The sequence below is a fragment of the Pedobacter sp. AJM genome (assembly GCF_002197755.1).
GTDB lineage: Bacteria > Bacteroidota > Bacteroidia > Sphingobacteriales > Sphingobacteriaceae > Pedobacter.
Window position 1 is genome coordinate 98,343 of record NZ_NHOT01000005.1, and the last position, 22,177, is coordinate 120,519.

The 22,177-nt window shown below is 41.8% G+C and carries 19 protein-coding genes; 15 read left to right on the top strand and 4 right to left on the bottom strand.

The annotated features are described in order from the left end of the window. The first annotated feature begins 187 nt into the window (after positions 1-187). The 4 genes from CBW18_RS12340 to CBW18_RS12355 are packed head-to-tail and all read left to right on the top strand — an operon-like array spanning position 188 to position 4,791. Positions 188-1,282: a glycosyltransferase gene (locus tag CBW18_RS12340; protein WP_088301646.1), complete on the top strand. Its 1,095-nt coding sequence runs from the start codon at positions 188-190 to the stop codon at positions 1,280-1,282. Continuing rightward, positions 1,279-2,424 (top strand): acyl-CoA dehydrogenase family protein, encoded by a 1,146-nt coding sequence (locus CBW18_RS12345; RefSeq protein WP_088301647.1) that lies wholly within the window; start codon positions 1,279-1,281, stop codon positions 2,422-2,424. Before CBW18_RS12340 ends, CBW18_RS12345 begins: the two co-directional genes overlap by 4 nt. Continuing rightward, positions 2,414-3,736 (top strand): bifunctional PIG-L family deacetylase/class I SAM-dependent methyltransferase, encoded by a 1,323-nt coding sequence (locus CBW18_RS12350; RefSeq protein WP_088301648.1) that lies wholly within the window; start codon positions 2,414-2,416, stop codon positions 3,734-3,736. Before CBW18_RS12345 ends, CBW18_RS12350 begins: the two co-directional genes overlap by 11 nt. 5 nt (positions 3,737-3,741) lie before the next feature. After that, the gene (locus CBW18_RS12355) at positions 3,742-4,791 is read left to right on the top strand and encodes a glycosyltransferase (RefSeq protein WP_088301649.1); all 1,050 of its coding nucleotides are present in this window, start codon (positions 3,742-3,744) and stop codon (positions 4,789-4,791) included. A gap of 1 nt (position 4,792) precedes the next feature. On the opposite strand, the gene CBW18_RS12360 is transcribed toward CBW18_RS12355, so the two are convergent. From CBW18_RS12360 to CBW18_RS12370, 3 genes are all read right to left on the bottom strand, one after another. Then, a complete protein-coding gene (locus CBW18_RS12360; protein ID WP_088301650.1) occupies positions 4,793-5,605 on the bottom strand; it encodes a glycosyltransferase family 2 protein in 813 nt (270 codons plus the stop codon). 8 nt (positions 5,606-5,613) lie between these two features. Then, the gene (locus tag CBW18_RS12365) at positions 5,614-6,819 is read right to left on the bottom strand and encodes a glycosyltransferase family 2 protein (RefSeq protein WP_088301827.1); all 1,206 of its coding nucleotides are present in this window, start codon (positions 6,817-6,819) and stop codon (positions 5,614-5,616) included. A 200-nt stretch (positions 6,820-7,019) separates the two neighbouring features. Continuing rightward, entirely contained in the window at positions 7,020-7,304 is a 285-nt protein-coding gene (locus CBW18_RS12370; protein WP_088301651.1) for a hypothetical protein, read from the bottom strand. Between the two features lie 162 nt (positions 7,305-7,466). Here CBW18_RS12370 and CBW18_RS12375 point away from each other — a divergent pair, with 162 nt between their 5' ends. The 6 genes from CBW18_RS12375 (at position 7,467) to CBW18_RS12400 (ending at position 14,740) form a co-directional block, all read left to right on the top strand. Then, positions 7,467-7,772 (top strand): hypothetical protein, encoded by a 306-nt coding sequence (locus tag CBW18_RS12375; RefSeq protein WP_088301652.1) that lies wholly within the window; start codon positions 7,467-7,469, stop codon positions 7,770-7,772. Positions 7,773-7,949: 177 nt separating this feature from the next. Next, positions 7,950-9,407 carry an Asp-tRNA(Asn)/Glu-tRNA(Gln) amidotransferase subunit GatB gene (gene gatB, locus CBW18_RS12380; protein WP_088301653.1) on the top strand — a complete coding sequence of 486 codons (1,458 nt, stop codon included), beginning with the start codon at positions 7,950-7,952 and terminating at the stop codon, positions 9,405-9,407. Beyond that, positions 9,407-10,519 (top strand): peroxiredoxin, encoded by a 1,113-nt coding sequence (locus CBW18_RS12385; RefSeq protein WP_088301654.1) that lies wholly within the window; start codon positions 9,407-9,409, stop codon positions 10,517-10,519. Before gatB ends, CBW18_RS12385 begins: the two co-directional genes overlap by 1 nt. A gap of 103 nt (positions 10,520-10,622) precedes the next feature. Continuing rightward, a complete protein-coding gene (locus CBW18_RS12390; RefSeq protein ID WP_088301655.1) occupies positions 10,623-11,312 on the top strand; it encodes a response regulator transcription factor in 690 nt (229 codons plus the stop codon). A gap of 837 nt (positions 11,313-12,149) precedes the next feature. After that, a complete protein-coding gene (locus CBW18_RS12395; RefSeq protein WP_088301656.1) occupies positions 12,150-12,872 on the top strand; it encodes an RluA family pseudouridine synthase in 723 nt (240 codons plus the stop codon). A gap of 77 nt (positions 12,873-12,949) precedes the next feature. Further along, the gene (locus CBW18_RS12400) at positions 12,950-14,740 is read left to right on the top strand and encodes a chloride channel protein (RefSeq protein ID WP_088301657.1); all 1,791 of its coding nucleotides are present in this window, start codon (positions 12,950-12,952) and stop codon (positions 14,738-14,740) included. Between the two features lie 29 nt (positions 14,741-14,769). On the opposite strand, the gene CBW18_RS12405 is transcribed toward CBW18_RS12400, so the two are convergent. After that, positions 14,770-15,789, bottom strand: a complete 1,020-nt coding sequence (locus CBW18_RS12405) for a LacI family DNA-binding transcriptional regulator (RefSeq protein ID WP_088301658.1) — start codon at positions 15,787-15,789, stop codon at positions 14,770-14,772. Positions 15,790-16,186: 397 nt separating this feature from the next. Between CBW18_RS12405 and CBW18_RS12410 the strand changes: the two genes are divergently transcribed. The 5 genes from CBW18_RS12410 to CBW18_RS12430 all read left to right on the top strand — a co-directional run bounded on the left by CBW18_RS12410 (position 16,187) and on the right by CBW18_RS12430 (position 22,121). Beyond that, complete coding sequence (locus CBW18_RS12410) at positions 16,187-18,007, top strand: glycoside hydrolase family 2 protein (RefSeq protein ID WP_088301659.1); 1,821 nt, start codon at positions 16,187-16,189, stop codon at positions 18,005-18,007. A 174-nt stretch (positions 18,008-18,181) separates the two neighbouring features. After that, the gene (locus CBW18_RS12415; RefSeq protein ID WP_088301660.1) at positions 18,182-19,651 is read left to right on the top strand and encodes a glycoside hydrolase family 30 beta sandwich domain-containing protein; all 1,470 of its coding nucleotides are present in this window, start codon (positions 18,182-18,184) and stop codon (positions 19,649-19,651) included. Positions 19,652-19,670: 19 nt separating this feature from the next. Beyond that, positions 19,671-20,495: an SDR family oxidoreductase gene (locus CBW18_RS12420; protein ID WP_088301661.1), complete on the top strand. Its 825-nt coding sequence runs from the start codon at positions 19,671-19,673 to the stop codon at positions 20,493-20,495. A gap of 61 nt (positions 20,496-20,556) precedes the next feature. Then, the gene (gene uxuA, locus CBW18_RS12425; protein ID WP_088301662.1) at positions 20,557-21,726 is read left to right on the top strand and encodes a mannonate dehydratase; all 1,170 of its coding nucleotides are present in this window, start codon (positions 20,557-20,559) and stop codon (positions 21,724-21,726) included. Between the two features lie 161 nt (positions 21,727-21,887). After that, the gene (locus tag CBW18_RS12430; protein ID WP_088301663.1) at positions 21,888-22,121 is read left to right on the top strand and encodes a hypothetical protein; all 234 of its coding nucleotides are present in this window, start codon (positions 21,888-21,890) and stop codon (positions 22,119-22,121) included. Positions 22,122-22,177 lie beyond the last annotated feature (56 nt).

Below are 22,177 nucleotides of genomic sequence, written 5' to 3' on the forward strand. Positions count from 1 at the left end.
TACCAACCGTCAATACCGCCTCTTTCAGTGATCGGATACCTTCTTTCTGCCAAAAGCAGTACGATCTGGGAAAATTTAACAGTATTTTTTTACGAATACCCGTTGTGCCGTATCAGAAATATAAAACCTTCATGCCTAAAAAAATGTCTAATGAATGAAACTATATCATTAACCATTGCCAAAACATATGAGGATCGGAATTATCGCTCACTTAAAACACCCCATTATTGCCCCGTTTGCAGGTGGACTGGAGGTATTTACACATGAAATAACCCGTAGACTGGTATCTCGCGGTCACGATGTGATCCTATTTGCCAGTTCAAGTTCTGATGAAAATCTTCCTGTTGATCCGATTCTATCTGATGAACATTATGATCAGCAAACAGGGATGCGGATCAAAAAAAGGGATTTGCCTTCAGAATATATCGCTGAGCATCATGCCTATTTTGGTTTGATGTCGAAAATTGATGATTATAACCTGGACATCATTTTCAATAACAGCCTGCACTATATCCCGATTACCATGGCCAATCTGTTAAACACACCGATGTTAACCGTTTTGCATACCCCACCATTTTACGAACTGCAACTGGCCATTAAGGCAGAACAAAAAAATCCTGTGATTCAATACGTTACTGTGTCTAAGCAGAGTGCAGCGAACTGGAGCAATATTGTTTCCAGTTGTGAGGTGATTGAAAACGGAATTGATCTGGATCAGTGGAAGGTTTATGCGGAAGCAAATGAAGAAAAATATGCCGTTTGGTTTGGAAGAATCCATCCGGATAAAGGCCTCCATTTGGCTATACAGGCTGCAAAGCTAGCCGGCATTCCGCTGAAAATTGCCGGTGGAATTGCGGACCAGAAATATTTTAAGGAAAAGGTAGCCATACTGCTGGATGAAAGCACAACGCTATTAGGCCTGCAGGACCAAAAATCATTAAACGCCCTGATCGGAGGAGCAAGTGTATGTATTGTGAGTCCGTGCTGGCAGGAGCCATTTGGCTTAGTGGTTGCAGAAGCATTGAGCTGTGGTACGCCGGTAGCTGGTTTTAAAATGGGTGCTTTATCCGAAATTATAGCCACAGGAACCGGTATCCTGGTTGATTATCCTGCCGTTGATGATTTGGCCACTGCTATACAAGACGCCATGAAACTAGACAGAAAGACGGTGAGTGATTATGCCAGGCAGCGGTTTGATATTGAAAAAATGGTTGAAAAATATGAAGATATGCTGGCAGCGGTAGCTGAGGGCAAAATCAAGAAAAATCTGGTAGCCATATGATCACAGATACAACCGAAGTATTTCATACAGCAATCAGCAAGCCTTCCATTGATGAGGTGTTGAAAAGAATTGCGGAAAGTGCCGCGGCTACAGAGCATCAGCCTGATGGTCCGGCAGCAGAATTTAAATGGCTGCATGAATGCGGGGCACTATCCATTGTGCTTCCTGGTCATGAACTGGATTTTAATCTGCCTAAAACACCCCAGTTGCTGCGTCTTCTGAAAGACGTGGGCAAAGCCAATTTAGCTGTAGGAAGAATCTATGAAGGGCATATTAACACCCTTTACCTGATCCATTTATATGCCGCACAAGCACAGCGTGAACGGTGGTACAAAGAAGCAGAAGCAGGCCTGTTGTTTGGCATATGGAATACCCAGGCTGCAGATGGCATTTCGCTTGAAGCAGTTGATTCGGGATTTCGCGTTCATGGAAGCAAAACCTTCTGTTCGGGTGCTGCCATCATCAACCGTGCACTGATTTCGGGAGATATTCACCGAGATGGTGAAAAAGGCTGGCAATTGCTGGTCATCAATATGGAAGATTTGCCACAGGATAGAATTGACTATGATAGCTGGAAACCTTTGGGCATGAAGGCATCTGGCAGTTATAAAGTAAATTTTAGCGATTACCTCATTTACGATGAGGACTTACTGGCTCGCCCAGGTACTTATTTAACCCAGCCGTATTTTAATGCCGGAGCCATTCGCTTTGCAGCCGTACATCTGGGTGGTGCCGAAGCCATTGCAGCGCATACCCTTTCTTATTTAAAACAGTTGAAGCGCACAGATGATCCTTTCCAGCAGATGCGCATGTACCATATGATGAGTGAACTCACCACCGGACAATTGTGGTTGAACCGTGCAGGTAAGTATTATGATCGATGGGTTGCAGCAGGTACACATGATGATGCATTGATTGCTTTTGCCAATATGACCCGTACGATCATTGAAGAAATCTGCTTAAAGATAATGGATGAGAGCAACCGTTGTGTAGGTGCAAGAGGATTAATGGAACCTTTTGAACTGGAACGCCTGCACCGCGACCTGACATTCTACCTGCGCCAGCCCGCACCAGATGCCACCAGACTGAAGGCTGCCGATTTTTTTATACAAAACGATTTTTCTTTTGACGATGATATTTGACAAAAAAGCCTTCAGGTCATCAGCAACAGGCGTAGAGGAAAAATTTCTCCTCACGATCAAAAGATGCCTGATTTTAGCACCACATCCTGATGATGAATCTTTGGCTTGTGGTGGTTTAATTCAATTGCTGCTTCAGCAAGGTACCGAAGTGCGGGTGATCCTCACCACTGATGGAAGCCAGTCACACCGGTCAGCTACCTATCCGCCTGATCAGCTGGCTGCATTGCGGTATGGAGAAATGATTACTGCACTGGATTGTTTAGGTATAGATCCGCAACAGCTTAAAGGTTACCAAAGTAAAGATTCTGCCATGCCGGCTAAAGGTGAACCCGGTTTTGAGACCTTATCTGAAAGGCTTCATGCTGATCTTTCTCATTTTCTTCCGCAACTTATTTTAGTTCCTTACGAACTTGATCCACACCGCGATCATCGCGCTACCTTTCAATTGCTGTTATCCGCGTTAAAAAATGTAGCCAATTATAAGCCCCTGATTTGGGAATATCCCATCTGGCTTTATGAAAATGCCAGTGAAAGTGACATTCCGAAACTGGAAGCCGGAGAACTTAAGTTTTTAGACATCCATGGTTATCTGCATAAAAAAGAGAAAGCCATTCAGGCGCATCAATCTCAAACCACCCAACTCATTGATGATGATCCATCCGGATTTAGGTTAACAGCAGAAATGATGGGAAATTTTTTAAACGGGAAAGAATATTTTATGCAGCGCAACAAAATCAATCCGGCCGGCACGCTTTCTAAAGACTACTTCGAAACACTTTACAGCACGCATTCAGATCCATGGTCATTCGAAACCAGTGCATATGAAAGCCATAAATATGCGACTACCATATCGGCCATCCCGGATGGACAATACAAGAAAGCGTTGGAGATTGGCTGTTCCATCGGCGTGTTAACACAAATGTTAAGCTCCAAATGTGACCATTTGACCGCAATGGATATCAGTGAGGTTGCGCTGGAAAAAGCCAGAAAACGTATGGAAGATCAAAAAGCAGTCGCCTTTATTCAAGGTGGAATTCCGGCCGATTTTCCGGATGAAAGTTTTGATCTCATTGTCATGAGTGAAGTGGGCTATTACCTCTCCAAAGAAGATCTTCTAGCCACCAGGGAACTTATTTTTAATTCATTATTACCTGATGGTATTCTGGTACTGGTACACTGGACACATTTTGTAGCTGATTATCCATTGAGTGGCGATGAAGTGCACCATTGTTTTGACCAGGCTAACCTCAGACATTTGAAAGGTAGCAGGACTGCCGATTACCGGCTGGATGTGTACAAAAAGCAGGAATAGATTTTATGAAATTTAACCTTGCTTTTTATGTTCACCATCATGGTGCCGGTCACTTCACCCGAACCGCACAAATCATCAGGCATCTCCATGGTTTCCATATTACTTTGCTTGGTAGTAATTTGAAACCCTACCAGCATTTACTCCCTAAAGAGACTAATGTCATCCATCTTCCTATGGATACGCCGGATCAAAATGATGTATACCATAGTAATGGAAATGCAGTTGATGCCTTTCACTATGCGCCATTGAATATAAAAGGAATCAGCGAACGGGCAGCCATGATGACCAACTTTTTTCAATCGGCCCATCCCTTATTGCTGGTGGTTGATGTATCGGTAGAGGTGACCCTGCTGGCCCGGTTAGCAGGTATTCCAACCATTGTGATGCGTCAGCACGGGCTTCGCGATGACCTGCCACACCTGATGGCCTATCAGAGCGCTGAACTACTGATTGCTCCTTTTCCTGCTGCCATATCCCCCAAATCTGCAAAATGGATCACAGATAAAACCAAATATGTTGGTGGTTTCTCGCGGTTTGATAAAGGCAATTCTGCAGCAGAAAAGCCGCGTCATGTTGCTGTCATTGTAGGAAGTGGTGGTACCTCCATCGATGCGGATTTTATAGGATTCCTTACCAATGCTGCCCATGATTTTAATTTTTACATTATCGGAAAAATTGACGGGAAAGCTATATTACAGCCTCATGTCACCTATTACGGACATCAGGATGAACCGGGAATGCTGTTAGAGCAGTGCAGCATGGTAATTGGCAATACCGGTCACAATACCGTAATGGAAATGGCCAGCCTGAATAAACGTTTTATTGCCATTCCGGAATCACGTCCGTTTGATGAACAATTGGATAAGGCCAGGGCCATCCAGTCCGTTCCCGGCGTAATAATGATTTTACCCGAATCGCTTTATGAAACCAACTGGAACGAGGTTTTGCACCAGCTGCAGGCTCAACAGCCTGAGTGGGATGGTATAATAGCGGAAAATGCACTGGCAAGTACCGCAGAAGCAATTGTGGCTGTAGGCCAAAAAATATATGGTTAACTTATTTTTTTAAGGCAGCAATGATTTCCTGCTCAGCAGGTTGCCGCTTCAGGATAATCCGGGTTGGATGCCATTCTATTAAACCTAAATCGCTGAAGGCCTTCAACCAGCCTTCCATGGGCCATTTTTTCCATTTCTGATAGAAACGGTTAGCATTGCCAACGATGTCTTTGAGGTGGTTAAGCGGCGGTGAAAAGCTTTCATGGTACTGGTGGTAGGCGATCGCAGGGATATGTTTTAGCGGAACATGCATTTCTGAGGCTGTAAAGGAAAAATCAGTATCCTCTGCACCGTAGCCTTCATAGCCTTCATCGAATCCGCCAATGTGATGGTAAACGGATCTGGAACAGGCAAAATTTAAAGACCAGAAAAGTGCATAAGGTATCTCATTCATTTCACCCCGAATCGGATCAGGATCGCTCCAAAAATCCATAGACGTTAAAAAACCATCTTGTTCAGTAGCGTCTTTACGAAGATACCTGACTGTTCCACTCCACAATGTTGTTGCGTTTTGATGTCGCTGATAGTCGGCAATAAGTGTGGCACCCGGAATACAATCAACATCTAAAAAGATGAGGAAATCGCCATTTGCTTTCTCTGCCGCCAAATTCCGGGCTGCAGCAAGGGGAAGTTGTCCATTTTTGAGGATAGTATGGCAATGCACCGGGAAGGGCAGTGCCGGGATGTTCCTGATCGGCTCGTTCATAAAAACAATTACCACTTCATCAGGTAGAACGGTATTCATTTCCAATCCTTTAAGCAAGTTGATCAATGCATTTGCCCGACCTTTTACAATGGTTAAAACAGATATCATAAAACACTTTAAACGGCGATACCCTGCAAATCATCTGCTTCAGTGATGATCATAGGGGCAGGCATAGGTTGTAGAATGGTTTTTGAAAAATACTGTCTCACCGAACTGATGGCCTTAGAAATAGGTTCCATGATAATCTGCTGATGTCCGGAAGATAAAAGATGTTCCTCCATCTGTTCCCACAAGCTTTCAAAATACTGATTGTTTTGTACAGCCATTTTAAGTGCATGAAAATCAATGGCCAGTGCAGCAGCCATCTCCTTGAGTTCCGTATAGAAGGCAGGACATTGTTTGCGGCTTGTCCAGAGTTTCCGGAGTGAATTTTTAGTGCTTAGTTTAAAAATCAGTGTTTCCAGTGATTCCACTAACTGTTGCTCTCCCTTGGTACTCATATCCTGCCATTGTTGTAATTGTACCGAAAATCCAAATTCCACCCTGCCATTAAGCCTCGAGGAAGTATAGATTTTCACTTTTGGAGAATGCCTGATTTTGGCATCTATTCTTTTTAAACGTTTTCTGAATTCTTCATCTTCGAGGTATGGGATGGCTGGTAACCTTCCCGAACGATCATACATTTCACAAGTAACCGCCAGGCTTGGGCCATAGCATTGGAAGTGCCTTGGCCATGGATTGGATATACATGGATCAAGAACGGATTCCAGCCGGCTTGTAAACAAGCGGTACGTCACATCACGCAGGTGGTGCAATTTAGATTGAAGTGGTGTATCTCTGGGTAAAATTCTGCCGCCCACAACATCAGCACCGTTTTCCATTTCGTCCATAATGTGGTATAGCCACTGAGGATCAGCCTGGCTATCACCATCTGTAGAAACAATGATGCCACGGTATCCGGCCACTTCTGTTAGCCGTTGATAGGCGGCATCCATTAGTAATCTCCTGGCTGTGCCAATATGAGCCGCTTTACCTTCCAGCGTGATTGCTGCCACATGCAACCTCAGTTCAGGGTATTGAAGCTGATAATTCCGGCAGATTTCAAAAGTACGGTCAGTACAATTATTGGCCAGCACCAAAACTTCAAAATATTCGGGTGGAACAGGAATTCCAGATGGATCAACCTGCATACGGATGGCATCCAATGTATGGGCAATACAAGCTTCCTCATTTTTAACCGGAACAATAACTGATAAACGCAAAAAGGGATCTGGTGATGTGGAGAAAAGAATAACGTTTTTTTTAGATAAGGATAGAATCATAATGCTGGTTAAGACATGTTTCAAGGAGAACAGTATTATTGAAACAAAAGTTCTATAATTATGTCCGCCCGCATCATGTATATAAACAAAGTAGTGCTTAAAGCCTGGAAATGAACTTGTCAGGAATAAAATAAATTAAATTGCTCAGCCTGGTTATGCAGAAAGTGCACTGATGATTGAGTTGGAATAGACCGGTTGTGTTATAGAAGGCTGTGGTGTGAGCGGGTTTCAATTTCGGCAATAATCTGATTGATAACAGGCGAATGCAGGGCAATGTGGTGGCTTTGCGGGGCGAGATCACTTTCGAACAAAGAAACCTTTTCAATCAATTCATCCAGTGGAAGCAATTGCCAGTCTTCGCCCGGAGGCCTCAATGCCGCAACAATATGCCCCTCATGGATAATCTCAAAAATACCATCTGCTTCGCTGACGGTGATACTTGTATTTTCACCATCCAGAATGACTTCAAGGTTGAAAGATTTCATATTTAGGCAACAAATTTTAAAAGTAAAAAGTTTTGGAAGTGTAAAAATGATGACCATGGTCAAGGGTAATCTGCTTTCCGGGTGTCAAAATTAATAGCTCTCAATTTCAATAATTTAGCATCAGCCATTTGCAAAAGTCGATTATCCCTATAAATTTGCGGCATGACTGTGACTGTGCTGGCCATCCCGGAGACTGATTTTGTTCCGGCTAAACACCTGGCTAAACTCATGAATGAGCATTTAAAGCGTGCCGCAAAGGAACTTGCTGAAGTACACCTTAAAGCATTAACCGGAAGTGGCTTCTCAAAGGATGACCTGGTAATTTATATCAGTTATAACCCTAAATTTAAAATACGTTACCGCATCGTAAATGATGTGCCTACCGATGTGGAATATTTTGTGGCGGCATGTTGTGGTCGCCTCGGCTATATGCTCTGGCGAACCAATCTGATTAATACTGATCAGTAAATTTACCCTTCCCGGCATAACATCTTTAAAACGCTTTTAACCAGAAGCCAAAACAGAAAACACTTCACCCGTTTTTCCTGTCAAGATTAAAAGGAGGTTCAGTTAAATTGTGGTCATTCTATTTCACATTGTTTGCTATATTTGCAATCACCATACATTTAAAAGGCATCATTTTATATGAGTTTAGGGACACCCGAAAGCAGATACGAGCTTGTTTCAGGATTGGAAATACATGTTCAGTTAAATACCAATACCAAGATATTTTCTGCTGACAGTGCATCTTTCGGGGCTTTACCGAATCAACATATTTCTACCGTATCCCTGGCTTTACCAGGTGCTTTGCCAAAGCTGAATAAAGAAGTTGTGGCAAAGGCTGTACGCATTGGCCTGGCCTTAAACTGTACCGTTAACCAGCTGAATCATTTCGACCGTAAAAACTACTTCTATGCCGATTTGCCAAAGGGATACCAGATTACGCAGGATAATCAGCCCATTTGCATCAACGGATTTTTGGAGGTGGAATTAAATGATGGTTCAAAAAAGAAAATTGGTATTAACCGCATTCATCTGGAAGAAGATGCAGGCAAAAGCATCCACGATCAGGATGACCAGTATTCACTGGTTGATTTAAACCGTGCAGGTGTACCTTTAATTGAAATTGTCACCGAGCCCGATATCCGCAGTGCGGAAGAAGCATCTGCATTACTGAGCGAAATCAGGAAACTGGTTCGGCATTTAAATGTGAGTGACGGCAATATGGAAGAAGGCAGCCTGCGTTGCGATGCGAATATTTCCATCCGTGAAAAGGGTACCAGTAGCTTTGGCACACGTTGTGAAGTTAAAAACCTGAATTCTATGCGAAACGTACGCAGGGCCATGGAATTTGAATTTGGAAGACAGGTTGAGGTGATCAGTGAGGGTGGAAAAATTATCCAGAGCACTTTGAATTTTGATGCCGATAAAGGTACCACATCACCCATGCGCACCAAAGAAGAAGCCAATGATTACCGGTATTTTGCTGATCCGGATCTGTCACCCATTTATATTTCTGATGAATGGCTTTCCGAAATTAAGGCCGCCATGCCAGCTTTGCCAAATGAGATCTCCACTCAGTTAATTGCTGAATTTGGTATCAGCAAGGCTGATGCGACTTTATTTGCAGAAGATACGGATTTGCTTCATTACTTTAATCAAACCTTACCCGAAGTAAAGGTCAAAAAAACACTGATTAATTGGTTAATTGGCCCTATCAGAGCAGTTTTAAGTGAAAAGGGCATTGCCATTGGAGCCTATAAAATTAAGCCGGATCAGCTCGCGAAAGCCATCAATCTGGTTGATGATAAAAAATTAACCCAGCAAATTGCCATTCAGCAGTTATTACCGGCAGCTGAAGAAAGTACTGGTGTTGATGTTGCTGTTTTAGCAGAACGCCTGAACTTACTGATCAGTGAAAACAGCAACGAACTTGATGGATTTATTGATGAAGTATTGAACAAATACCCGCAACAGGTAGAAGCTTATAAAAAAGGTAAAAAGGGTGTTTTGGGCCTTTTTGTTGGCGACGTCATGAAACTGGCAAAAGGCAGGGCGGATGCCAAAAAACTCAACGAATTAATATTAGAAAAACTGAAATAATGAAATTGAAAAACTTAAGCCTGATCATATTGATCGCAATTGCTTTCACAGCATGTAAACCCAAGGATAGTTTTACTATTGATGGTATCTTCAAGAACCCCGGAACTGAGAAAAAAGTGTTTCTCTTTGGCATGCAAAACAGCCAGATGGTGGCCATAGATTCAACCAATCTATCAGAAAAAGGCGAATTCAAATTTATCAGAAAAACACCATCTGTTGATTTTTTCAGGGTTTCTATAGGCAATCATGAATTTATGCTGATTGCCAAAAACGGAGATGACATCAAACTGGAAGCAGACCTTGCTGATAAAACAATGGCCTACAAAATTTCAGGAGCCAATGAAGTTGAAAAATTATCTGAACTGAATGCACTTCGGAATAATTTTGCGAAACAGGTAGAAAAGCTGCAGGCAGATTTTGAAGCAAAAGTTGCCAAACAACCACAAAACAGGGCGGCTGTACTGGAAGAAATGAAACCCCAGTATGAATCTTACATCAACCAGCTAAATACTTCCATCCTTAAATTTGCAAAGGATAACAAAGGCACGCTGGCCAGTTTTTATGCCATGAATACGTTAAGTCCGCAGGAATTTGAAGCAGAACTGGTTACTTTCGCTGATGAAATTAAAGACCAGATTAAAGGAAATGCTACAGTAGATGCCTTTATCAAACAAATGGCTTTGTTAAAGGCCGTTCAGGTTGGCCAGGTTGCTCCGGCATTTACCATTAATACCGCTGATGGAAAACCAGTGAGTTTAGCTGATTATAAGGGGAAATACGTGTTGGTGGATTTCTGGGCTTCATGGTGCCAGCCTTGCCGTCAGGAAAACCCGAATGTGGTAAAGGTGTATAATAAATACAAAGGTAAAAATTTCGACATCCTGGGCATTTCTCTGGATACCGATAAAGCAGCCTGGCTGGGTGCGGTTAAAGCGGATGGTTTAATGTGGACACATGTATCAGAATTGAAAGATTTTAACGGCGAAACGGTCAAAAAATACCAGGTTCAGGCCATTCCGGCTTCCTTTTTAATTGATCCTTCAGGAAAAATTGCAGCTAAAAACTTGCGTGGAGAGGAACTGGATGCTTTTTTAGGAAAAACATTACGTTAAAAGAAATTCAATGTTAAACTAATTTAAGTCGTTAACAATTTATTAACTTAGGCTTAACGAAGAGTTACATCAGAGATACTACTTTCGTAACAAATATTTAACTATGAATAATCCAGGTCAGAAAATATTAATTGTTGATGATGAACCAGACATTGTAGAACTGATTGAATATAACCTGAAAAAGGAAGGCTATCAGGTTTTTACAGCTTCAAATGGTCAGGAAGGAATTACGGTAGCCAAGAAAGTTCATCCTGATTTGATTATCCTGGATATCATGATGCCTAAGATGGACGGCATTGAAGCCTGCCGCCTGATGCGTGCTATTCCTGAATTTAAAAATACATTTATGGTGTTTTTAACCGCCAGGAGTGAAGAGTACTCAGAAATAGCCGGTTTTAATGTTGGCGCAGATGATTACATCGCCAAACCGATTAAACCACGTGCTTTAGTCAGCCGCATTAATGCCATCCTCAGAAGAAATTCAGGCACAGAAGAAATTTCAGAGAACAAACTGGAAATTGGTGATCTAGTAATCGACCGTGAAGCTTATCTGGTATTTCAGGGTGGTAACAAGGTGGTGCTGGCAAAGAAAGAATTTGAATTGTTATATCTGCTGGCTTCTAAACCGGGAAAAGTGTATACCCGAGAATCTATCCTTAAAAATATCTGGGAAGATTCAGTAGTGGTAACCAACAGAACCATTGATGTGCATATCCGTAAACTCAGGGAAAAACTGGGTGAAACCTATGTGTCAACCGTAAAAGGCGTGGGCTACAAGTTCGAACTTTCTTAGATAGTTATTCACGTCTGAAGTCAGCAACAGGGACTGACCACAACGAAATTAAAAGCCGCAAATTCGCAGATGACATTCAGCGCGTTTGCGGCTTCTGTTTTTTATATATAGGACATGACGGCAAGTGCTATCGTCATTGCGAACTAAGCGGTAGTGTGAAGCAATCTCTATCGTAAATCGACAAAACAGATTGCTTCGCCGGCTGAAAAAGCCGTCTCGCAATGACGATCACCGTAAACCGTCATTGCGAACTGAAGTTGCGGGCTGAGCGATGGTGTGAAGCAATCTTTATCGTAAAACTGACAAAACAGATTGCTTCGCCGGCTGAAAAAGCCGCCTCGCAATGACGAATTCAACGGAGTTCGTAATTGCGAACTAAGCTGTAGTGTGAAGCAATCTCTATCGTAAAAACGACAAAACAGATTGCTTCGCCGGCTGAAAAAGCCACCTCGCGATGACGAATTCACCGTAAACCGTCATTGCGAACTGAAGTTGCGGGCTGAGCGATGGTGTGAAGCAATCTTTATCGTAAAACGACAAAACAGATTGATTCGCCGGCTGAAAAAGCCGTCTCAAAATGACGATCACCGTAAACCGTCATTGCGAACTGAAGTTGCGGGCTGAGCGATGGTGTGAAGCAATCTCTATCGTAAAAACGACAAAACAGATTGCTTCGCCGGCTGAAAAAGCCGCCTCGCGATGACGAATTCACCGTAAACCGTCATTGCGAACTGAAGTTGCGGGCTGAGCGATGGCGTGAAGCAATCTTTCTTTTCACGAGTTTAAAGCATTAAAAAATAAAATTGTATTTTTGCGGCGCATTAACCAATACACAATTTGAAGTATCCCAATTTTAAAGACCTTATCCTATTCGAAGACGATAATTTTATCGTGATCAATAAACCTCCATTCCTGGCTTCACTTGATGAAAGGGGCGGTTCAGGAGAAACCAATGTTTTACGCCTGGCCAAACAATACAGTGATGATGCACAGGTTTGTCACCGGTTGGATAAGGAAACCTCTGGTGCTTTGATTATTGCGAAAAATCCGGAAGCGTACCGCCATGCTTCCATGCAGTTTGAAAGACGGAAAGTCAATAAAACGTATCATGCAGTAGTAGATGGCCATGTAATCTTCGATCAGTTATTGGTTGATTTACCAATTCTGAATGATGGAAACAAAAACGTAACCATCGATCGGGCTGAAGGCAAAAGGGCAGAAACCATATTTGATTCTTTAAAATATTATAAACACTACACCCTGGTAGAATGCAAGCCCATTACCGGAAGAATGCACCAGATCAGGATTCACCTGGCTACGCAAAGGGCTGCCATTGTAGGTGACGAGATGTACAAAGGAAAACCTGTTTTTCTCTCTTCCATCAAACGCGGATATAAGCTCACTAAAGGAGAAGAAGAGCAGCCGGTAATGAAACGTTTTGCTTTACACGCGAGGCATCTGGTATTTAAAGGCCTGGATGATCAGGATATTACCATCGAGGCACCCTATCCGAAAGATTTTGCTACCCTTATCAAGCTTTTGGATAAATTTGACGCTTAAATAATGCATTAAAAGTTGACCTGATAATCACTTTTACCTACATTTGGAACATTCGCTCTATATTAAAATTCAATAGAATGTATATCCGCTTTGTCAATTACCTTGATAACATTAATCAGTACCGAAAATCAAAAATATCAAACCGTAACTTCCTCATTATACTGGCCGTAATTGTTGGTGTTCTCGCCGGACTTGCGGCAGCGGCAATTAAAAGTTTAACCCATCATATTGAAGAATTTCTCCAGTCAGACTGGCATTGGAAATACAAATATTACTTGTATTTTATTTTTCCGATGATTGGTATTTTTCTGACGGTTTTATACATCAAATATTTCATTCGTAAAAGTAAATTTGAAACGGGTTTAACCCCTTTACTTTACGCCATCTCCAAAAAATCAAGCCGGGTAGAAGCACATAATATTTATTCACAAATTATCACGGCGGCCATCACAGTGGGTTTTGGAGGTTCTACAGGTCTGGAAGCGCCCATTGTAACCAGTGGTGCATCAATAGGGTCTAATCTTGGTCGCTTTCTGGGCTTATCTTACCGGGAGATCACCATGCTGGTAGCCTGTGGTGCCGCGGCAGGTATTGCCGGTGCTTTTAACAGTCCGGTAGCCGGAATCGTTTTCGCCATTGAAATTTTATTGCCAGAATTTACCATCCCAGCTTTTATTCCGCTTTTACTTTCAGCAGCTACAGCAGCGGTAGTGGCCCGGATCTTTTACACCCAGCAATTATTTTTCCTGGTAACCGAAGGCTGGCAGATCAATGCATTATTTTATTATGTGCTACTGGCTGGTTTAATTGGCCTTTTTTCCATCTATTTTACAAAAGCGAATTATGCGGTAAAGGGATTGTTTTATAAAATTAAGCACCCCTACACCAAAGTAGTGGTGGGTGGTTTAATGCTTGGCTTTCTGGTATTTCTTTTTCCCACCTTGTATGGAGAAGGATATATCACGATGAAGAATCTGCTGAGGGGGGATTATCTGGCTGTCATTAACAACAGTATTTTTGAAAGTTACAATTCCATTCCGCCCATGGTGGTGTTGTTTACGGTGGTTACGATCTTTATGAAATCACTGGCTACCCTCATCACGCTGGGTGCCGGCGGTAATGGTGGTACCTTCGCGCCCAGTTTAATTATGGGCGGATTAATCGGTTTTATCTTCGCCTACGTGGTAAATCTTTCGGGCCTGGCACATTTAAATGTATCTAATTTTATTGTAGCGGGTATGGCTGCTGCATTAGGTTCTATTATGCATGCGCCGTTAACGGGCATTTTTCTGATTGCAGAAATTACCGGTGGATACATCCTGATGGTTCCTTTAATGATTACTACGGCCATTTCTTATGCCATAAACCGCAGTTCACAAAAACATTCTATTTACACTAAGGTACTGGCGGATAAAGGCGAACTATTGTCTCATGAGGATAAAGACACTACGGTTTTGAACCAGATGAAACTCAAATACCTTATTGAAAAAACGTATCCCCAGTTACAGATGAACGATCAGATTGCTTTAAAGATGAACGAGATTGTGCAGTCGCATAAAAATATTTGTGCAGTGACGGATGAAACCGGAGATTTTAAAGGAATTATCTATATAGAAGAGCTTTTCAGTCAAATGGTTAACCATCCGGATCAGGAAAATCTGCTGGCTACCAACCTGGTGCAGGCAGCGCCAAATACTGTGATTGAAAATGACGATTTAAAAGTGGTTTTACAGAAAATGGAGCAAGATAATGTGTGGGTTTTACCGGTAACGGATGAGGCCAATCATTATAAGGGATTTGTTTCTAAAACCGCCATTTTTAATAAATACAGGGCACTCTTGATGCGGCAGAATGATTACATGAGTTAATTCAATGTTTTCAGGCAGGCTTATTGTTACTACTCATAAACAACCAACCTGCAATCTACCATGATCTTCTGGTATTCTGAGTGGTCAATTTCTTTATTCATCAGTTGAAGCAGTAGTTTCACCGCATTTTCACCCACGTCCTCCGGCTGTTCTTCTACAGAGGCAACAGGCGGAATATCCAAGTAACTGATAAAGGCATGATTGCCAAAACCTATAAATTCCATATTCCGAAGGTGGGCATAATTTACAGCGCGCAGGTATTTAATTGCATCAAACAAAACGGATTCTTTAAACGCCACCAGGGCTGTAGGTAAATAATCGGTATTCGAGAATAATTGCTGTATAGCCGCTATCGTACTCTGCTGATCAAAATCCGTATAGGCCACCAGATCGGCATTAAAAGGGATGTCATGATCTCTGAGGGCATGAATATATCCATTAAAGCGGTCGTGCGTAAAACTGATCATTTTAGGGCCGCCGAGGTAGGCAATCTGCCGGTGCTTCCGCTGGATTAAAAAACGGCTGGCTTCATAACAACCCTGAAAAGTATTGCCCAGCACTTTATGACAGCTTAAATTGAAACTTGGATTTCTGGCATAATAAACTACAGGTATACCCAGGTTTTCGAACTGGCCCAGGTGGGCAAAATCTTGTGTATTTTTAGAAATGGCAATAATTAATCCATCCACCCGGCTTTTCAGCAGCATATCTGCAGCCTGAATTTCCTTTTCCAGTTCATCGTGGGTTTGTTTAATGATCACGTTATAGCCGTTTGCGGTGGCAAATTGCTCTACACCATAAATGCTTCTAGTAAAAAAATGATCTAAAAGATTGGGCAGGATAATGCCAATGATCCGTGATTTTCTTTCCTGTAAATTAATGGCTGATTTGTTTGGGGTGAAGTGCAGCTCCCTGGCCATTTCCTGAACGCGCTTTTTGGTATAGGCATTAATGGTGGGATAATCGTTCAGTGCTTTAGAAACGGTAGATACCGACATTTTTAGTTTTTCGGCCAGGAATTTCAGCGTAACGGGTGTGTTGCGAATCATCTTTTAAATCTCTACGCATAGTTAAGCAAAATCTGTAATTATTTCAAACGTTTGAAATGGTGATGGAAACCGATTTACTTTATTTATATGCTACTTTAATCAGATCCTGTATGAAGCTTTTTTAAATTCGTTCTGCAAACAATAACCTATGATCATTATCTTTTCTATGCCCGGAACTTTATCCATAACCGAATCTTTCCAACGTAATACATGCAGTTGATCAGCTATAATAATGTATCATTTGCAGGGGAATAAGTGGAATGGTGATATCAGAAAAAATAATCGATTAAAGTCTTTTAACATAAATTTTCTTCAAATTACCTGCCTTTTGGAAACACCGTCTGTTAATTAATTGTTAGTTTTGGATCAGTTCATTACACATTAAAGAAAAATAATTATGCTTAGATCAGGTTATATCATACTTTTCGTTTGCTTTTCATTTATCGCCAGTGCCCAGGTTAGTGCTATCCAGAACATCCAGGGCAGAAAATTCCAGAGTTTAAATGGTAAATGGAATTATATTGTTGATCCCTATGAAAACGGTTATTACGATTACCGTCATCAGCCTTTTGATGAATCTAAAAGTGGAACGGGAGGGTATTATGATGACCGGGTACAGAAAGACAAAACAGAATTAATAGAATATAATTTTGACCTCTCGCCACAGATGAATGTTCCCGGAGACTGGAATTCTCAATCAGAACAATTATCCCTTTACGAGGGTAATGTTTGGCTGCGCAGAAAATTTGATGTTAAGCCAGAAAAGGGAAAAAAATATTATGTGTACTTCGGAGCTGTGAACTATGAGGCACATGTTTACCTGAATGGTAAAAAGCTGGGCATCCATAAAGGTGGTTTTACGCCTTTCCAGTTTGATGTTACAGCTGGTTTAAAGCCAGGTGAAAATACACTAATTTTGAAAGTTGACAATATCCGTAAGCCTGATGAAATCCCTACGGTGAATACTGACTGGTGGAATTATGGTGGAATTACACGCGATGTTTATCTGGCCGAATTTCCGGATCATTTCATCAGTGACTATAAACTCCAGCTTGTAAAGGGAAATAATAACCTGCTTAATTTCTCTATGAAACTGTCTGACGCGACAGCAGGGCAGGACATTACCCTGTCTATCCCAGAATTAAAGCTTGAAAAGAAATATAAAACTGATGCCGAAGGAAAAATCAATGATGAATTTACCTGGAATAATTTATCCCTTTGGACGCCTGAAAGTCCGAAGTTGTATGGCGTGAATATTAAAAGCGATAAGGAAGACATCAACGATAAAATTGGGTTCAGAACCATTCAGGTAAAGGGTGATTCTATTCTTCTGAATGGTAAAAGTACTTTCCTGCGTGGTGTTTCCATTCATGATGAAAATCCGTTGCTGGCAGGCCGTTTGCGCTCGGAAGGTGATATGAGGATGATGTTGCAATGGGCAAAAGACATGAACTGCAACTATGTTCGCCTGGCACATTATCCTCATAACGAAGAAATGCTGCGCTTAGCCGATGAAATGGGATTAATGGTGTGGGCCGAAGTGCCGGTGTACTGGACCATTAGCTGGACCAATCCTTCCACCTATGCGAATGCGAAACAACAGCTGACCGATTTAATTGTAAGGGACAAAAACCGTGCAAGTGTAATCATCTGGTCAATTGGAAATGAAACACCACTGAGCGAAGCCCGCCTGAGTTTCATGAGAAATCTGGCCGAAACAGCACGTATGCTTGACGACAGTCGACTGGTGGCTGCAGCATTGGAAGTTCACCGTGAGGGCAATACCATGGTTTTAAATGATCCTTTGGGTGAAGTCATCGATTTGGTGAGCTTTAATGAATATGCAGGCTGGTACTGGGGCGGCACACCGGCAGAACTGTCTAAATATACTTTTGATATCAAATATAAAAAACCAGTAGTTATCAGCGAATTTGGCGGAGATGCCTTGGGTGGATTTCACGGTGATGAAAGTACCCGCTGGAGTGAAGAATACCAGGAAGCACTTTATAAAAATCAGTTTAGCATGTTAAGTAAAATCAATGCATTACGCGGGGTAACACCATGGATTCTGGCTGATTTCAGGTCGCCGAGAAGACAGCACCCTGTTTATCAGAATTTCTGGAACCGCAAAGGGCTGATCAGTGAAACCGGGAAGAAAAAGAAAGCTTTTTTTGTTGTGAAAGATTTTTATGATCAAATGCAAGCGAAATATAAATAATTAAAATTTATCTTTTTAAGGGATAGCCTGTTAGGCGGTTAACAGACATCATCCATAAAAAAGATACGTTAAAATGATGTTTGTCTGGGTAGAATCAATGGTTTTATCCTGAAATTCGGCAATCATTCAACTGAGATCTCTTTGAAGATCTAAACGTAAATTAAAGAAATAATAATGAAACAACATTTAAGTGTTTTACTGCTTCTGGCAACAGCTTTTAGTACATCGGCACAGCAAAAGAAACAGATAACCAGGCCCGCCGCAAACTATAGCATCGGAAATAAAAAAGTAACGGTTTACACCACAGCTGAAAAGTCTGAATACCGGATCAGTAAAACAGAAACATTAAATTTCATAGAAAATAAGCAACCTTTTGAAACAGAACCCTGCATTTTTGTAGACCCCACGGTAAAGTATCAAACCATGGTGGGGATCGGCGGTGCCTTAACTGATGCCTCGGCTGAAACGTTTGCCAGGCTATCTAAAAAGAACCAGCAGGAATTACTGGAAGCCTATTATAATAAAGATAAGGGAATCGGCTATACACTGGCCCGGACCAATATTGCCAGCTGCGATTTCTCCAGCGACAGTTATACTTATGTGAAAGATGGAGATAAAGATTTAAAAACCTTTAGTGTAGCACATGATGAGCAGTTTAAAATTCCGTTAATCAAACAGGCCACTGCTGCCGCTGGCGGTAAATTAACTTTATTTGTAAGCCCTTGGTCGCCACCCGCCTGGATGAAGGATAACAACAGCTTAATTAAAGGCGGACACCTGCTTCCTGAATTTCACCAGAGCTGGGCTAACCATTATGTAAAGTTCATTAAAACTTATGAAGCAATGGGCATTCCGATCTGGGGTTTATCTGTTCAGAATGAACCCATGGCTAAACAGATCTGGGAATCATGTGTATATACAGCTGAAGAAGAACGTGATTTTATCAAGAATTTCTTAGGCCCAACTTTGCAAAAATCAGGCCTAGCATCTAAAAAGTTAATCGCCTGGGATCATAACCGTGATCAGATTTTCCAGAGGGCAAGTACCATTCTAAACGATAAAGATGCTGCTAAATACGTTTGGGGCATCGGTTTCCACTGGTATGAAACCTGGACAGGCAGCGGCATGCAGTTTGGCAACGTACGCCAAACACATGAGGCTTATCCGGATAAGGCATTGATTTTTACTGAAGGTTGCAAAGAAAAATTTGATGTAAATAAATTGGATGACTGGACTTTGGGAGAGCGTTATGGCTATTCCATGATCAATGATTTTAATGCCGGGACTGCAGCCTGGACCGATTGGAATATTCTTTTAGACGAAAAGGGCGGACCAAACCATGTGGGAAATTTTTGTTTTGCACCTGTGCATGCAGATCTTAAAAAAAATAAGCTTATCTATACCAATGCTTATTATTATATGGGCCATTTTTCCAAATTTATCCGTCCGGGTGCTAAAAGAGTAGGCGTAGCTTCCAGCAGAGATTTATTGCAATCGACTGCTTTCCTGAATACCGATGGCAAATTAGTGGTGGTGGTGATGAATCAGTCAGATGAGAAATTAAAATATAGTTTGTGGATTAAGGGAGAGGCTGCGAATACCACCAGCCTGCCACATTCCATTACCACATTAGTGGTAGAATAAACCAGATAAAAACCTAAACATGATCAAAAAAATCGAAAATCTTTTCTCTTTAAAAGATAAAGTAGTGGTGGTAACCGGCGCAACAGGCGTATTGGGTGAAGCATTTCTTCAGGGCCTGCATGCCGCGGAAGCAAGTCTTGTGGTTATTGGCCGAAATGAGGAGGTAGCGAAACTCCGTGCAAAAGAAGTAACCGATGCCGGTGGCAAAGCCATCTATATTATCGCAAATGTGCTGGATGAGCAGGCGCTCCTGGCAGCCAAAACACGAATTATGGAAACCTATGGCAAAATAGATGCTTTGGTGAATGCAGCGGGAGGCAACGTAGCCGAGGCCGTAATCCAGCCGGGAAGCGACATATTTGACCTTAACATTTCAGCCTTGAAACAGGTTTTCGATTTAAACTTGTTCGGAACCATTATCCCAACTCAAATTTTTGGTCAGGAGATTGCTAAAAATGGTGGCAGTATCGTCAATATATCTTCGGTTTCTGCCACACAGGCCATCACCAGGGTATTGGGGTATTCCATGGCTAAATCTGCTGTTGACAGTTATACCAAATGGATGTCGGTAGAACTCGCTAACCGTTATCAGGATAAAATCAGAATCAATGGCATCGTACCCGGATTTTTCATTACCAACCAAAACCGGGCATTGCTCACCAATCCGGATGGCTCATTAACTGCCAGAGGTAATGCCATTATTACTAAAACGCCGTTTAAACGTTTTGGTGCACCTGAAGAATTAATTGGGGCGCTGGTTTATCTTTTAAGTGATGCATCGAAGTTTGTCAACGGAGAAAACATTACCGTAGATGGTGGTTTCTGCGCATTTTCTGGTGTTTAATTAAAAATTTCAGATTTAACGCAAGGCTCTTAAAGGATCGGATAGATTAACCAAATATAACATGAATTATAAAAAATTAGAACAAACCTGGCGCTGGTATGGTCCTGCTGATCCGGTAAGTTTGCAAGATGTGAAGCAGGCAGCCGCAACGGGGATTGTAACAGCACTTCATCATATTCCCCATGGTGAAATCTGGCCATTGGAAGACATTGAAGAAAGGAAAGCCATTATTGAAGCAGCCGGTTTAACATGGTCTGTAGTAGAAAGTGTACCGGTACATGAGGCCATTAAAACCCGAAGGGCAGATGCAGATCACTACCTGGAGAATTATAAAATTTCCCTTCAAAACCTCTCGGCCTGTGGAATAAAAATTGTGTGTTACAATTTCATGCCAGTGTTAGACTGGACCCGTACACAGCTTGATCTGGAAATGACAGATGGATCAAAAGCTTTATATTTCAACTGGATTGACCTCGCCATATTTGACCTGTATATTTTAAAAAGGGCAGGTGCCAGAGAGGACTATTCCGAATCGATTTTAAAACGTGCAGCAGATAAATATGCCACAATGGGTGCACATGAACTAACTGATTTGCGGATTAACGTTTTAATGGGCATCCCAAATGAAAAAGAAATTGAACTGGAAACCTTGAGGACCAGTATTGATGAATATGCTGCCATCGGAACGCAGGGTTTAAAAGAAAACCTGAAATATTTTTTAAATGCTATTGCCAATGTATGTACAGCAGAAGGCATCAAAATGACCATTCATCCTGATGATCCGCCTTATCCGATTTTAGGACTGCCACGCATCGCCAGCACGCTGGAAGATTTTAAATATATCATAGAAGAAGTTAACCAAGCATTTAATGGCGTATGTTTCTGCACGGGATCATTAGGTGCAGGGATGAAAAACAATGCCCTGGAAATTTTTAACCTCGTAAAAGACAGAATATATTTTGCGCATTTACGCAACGTGAGTAAAGATGAAGATGGTAGTTTTTACGAAGCGGACCACCTGGGCGGTGATGTAAATATGTATGAAATCATGAAAGCCCTTTCGGCAGAAAATGCTTTGAGAGACCGGTCAATTCCATTTCGTCCGGATCATGGCCACCAGATGCTGGATGATCTGGCCAAGCAAAGCAATCCTGGTTATTCAGCCATAGGCCGGTTAAGGGGACTTGCAGAATTGCGCGGACTGGAAGTAGGGGTGACCGGTAACTATTAAACATTGGTCGTGTAAAATGAGGCTCAAAAGGCCTCATTTTTATTTAGGAGTATCATAAAATCTCATTCCACAAACGCTATCAGTACCTCTAACTTTTTTGTTATTTGATCCTATTTTAAATGCATCTTTGCTTGTGGCTTGAAATTTGCCCTTTAATCATTATGGAAAATAACCTGCATCCCGAAAAAAAGATTTTAACGCCTTCCGTTATTCATGATGACTTGCCAGAGGTGAAAAAACCAGAACATTTAAGGAAAACGATTCCGAACCACGAGGATATGCTGCCTGAAAATCCCGAACGCAATTATCACCATGAAGAATTTAAATCGGCCACATCCAGTCATGATGAAATTAAACAAGCTGATGATGATGTATGGAATGGTGAAGATGCTTAGCATTTAGCGATAAATTCAAACTTCCGCTTATTCCTGATTAATTTTAAACAAATATA

Coding starts and splice junctions, on each gene's coding strand:
- CBW18_RS12405 (WP_088301658.1), bottom strand. CDS start 15,789: ATGATTCGCAACACACCCGTTACGCTGAAATTCCTGGCCGAAAAACTA.
- CBW18_RS12350 (WP_088301648.1), top strand. CDS start 2,414: ATGATATTTGACAAAAAAGCCTTCAGGTCATCAGCAACAGGCGTAGAG.
- CBW18_RS12385 (WP_088301654.1), top strand. CDS start 9,407: ATGAAATTGAAAAACTTAAGCCTGATCATATTGATCGCAATTGCTTTC.
- CBW18_RS12355 (WP_088301649.1), top strand. CDS start 3,742: ATGAAATTTAACCTTGCTTTTTATGTTCACCATCATGGTGCCGGTCAC.
- CBW18_RS12410 (WP_088301659.1), top strand. CDS start 16,187: ATGCTTAGATCAGGTTATATCATACTTTTCGTTTGCTTTTCATTTATC.
- CBW18_RS12420 (WP_088301661.1), top strand. CDS start 19,671: ATGATCAAAAAAATCGAAAATCTTTTCTCTTTAAAAGATAAAGTAGTG.
- uxuA (WP_088301662.1), top strand. CDS start 20,557: ATGAATTATAAAAAATTAGAACAAACCTGGCGCTGGTATGGTCCTGCT.
- CBW18_RS12345 (WP_088301647.1), top strand. CDS start 1,279: ATGATCACAGATACAACCGAAGTATTTCATACAGCAATCAGCAAGCCT.
- CBW18_RS12390 (WP_088301655.1), top strand. CDS start 10,623: ATGAATAATCCAGGTCAGAAAATATTAATTGTTGATGATGAACCAGAC.
- CBW18_RS12340 (WP_088301646.1), top strand. CDS start 188: ATGAGGATCGGAATTATCGCTCACTTAAAACACCCCATTATTGCCCCG.
- CBW18_RS12375 (WP_088301652.1), top strand. CDS start 7,467: ATGACTGTGACTGTGCTGGCCATCCCGGAGACTGATTTTGTTCCGGCT.
- gatB (WP_088301653.1), top strand. CDS start 7,950: ATGAGTTTAGGGACACCCGAAAGCAGATACGAGCTTGTTTCAGGATTG.
- CBW18_RS12430 (WP_088301663.1), top strand. CDS start 21,888: ATGGAAAATAACCTGCATCCCGAAAAAAAGATTTTAACGCCTTCCGTT.
- CBW18_RS12370 (WP_088301651.1), bottom strand. CDS start 7,304: ATGAAATCTTTCAACCTTGAAGTCATTCTGGATGGTGAAAATACAAGT.
- CBW18_RS12400 (WP_088301657.1), top strand. CDS start 12,950: ATGTATATCCGCTTTGTCAATTACCTTGATAACATTAATCAGTACCGA.
- CBW18_RS12360 (WP_088301650.1), bottom strand. CDS start 5,605: ATGATATCTGTTTTAACCATTGTAAAAGGTCGGGCAAATGCATTGATC.
- CBW18_RS12365 (WP_088301827.1), bottom strand. CDS start 6,819: ATGATTCTATCCTTATCTAAAAAAAACGTTATTCTTTTCTCCACATCA.
- CBW18_RS12415 (WP_088301660.1), top strand. CDS start 18,182: ATGAAACAACATTTAAGTGTTTTACTGCTTCTGGCAACAGCTTTTAGT.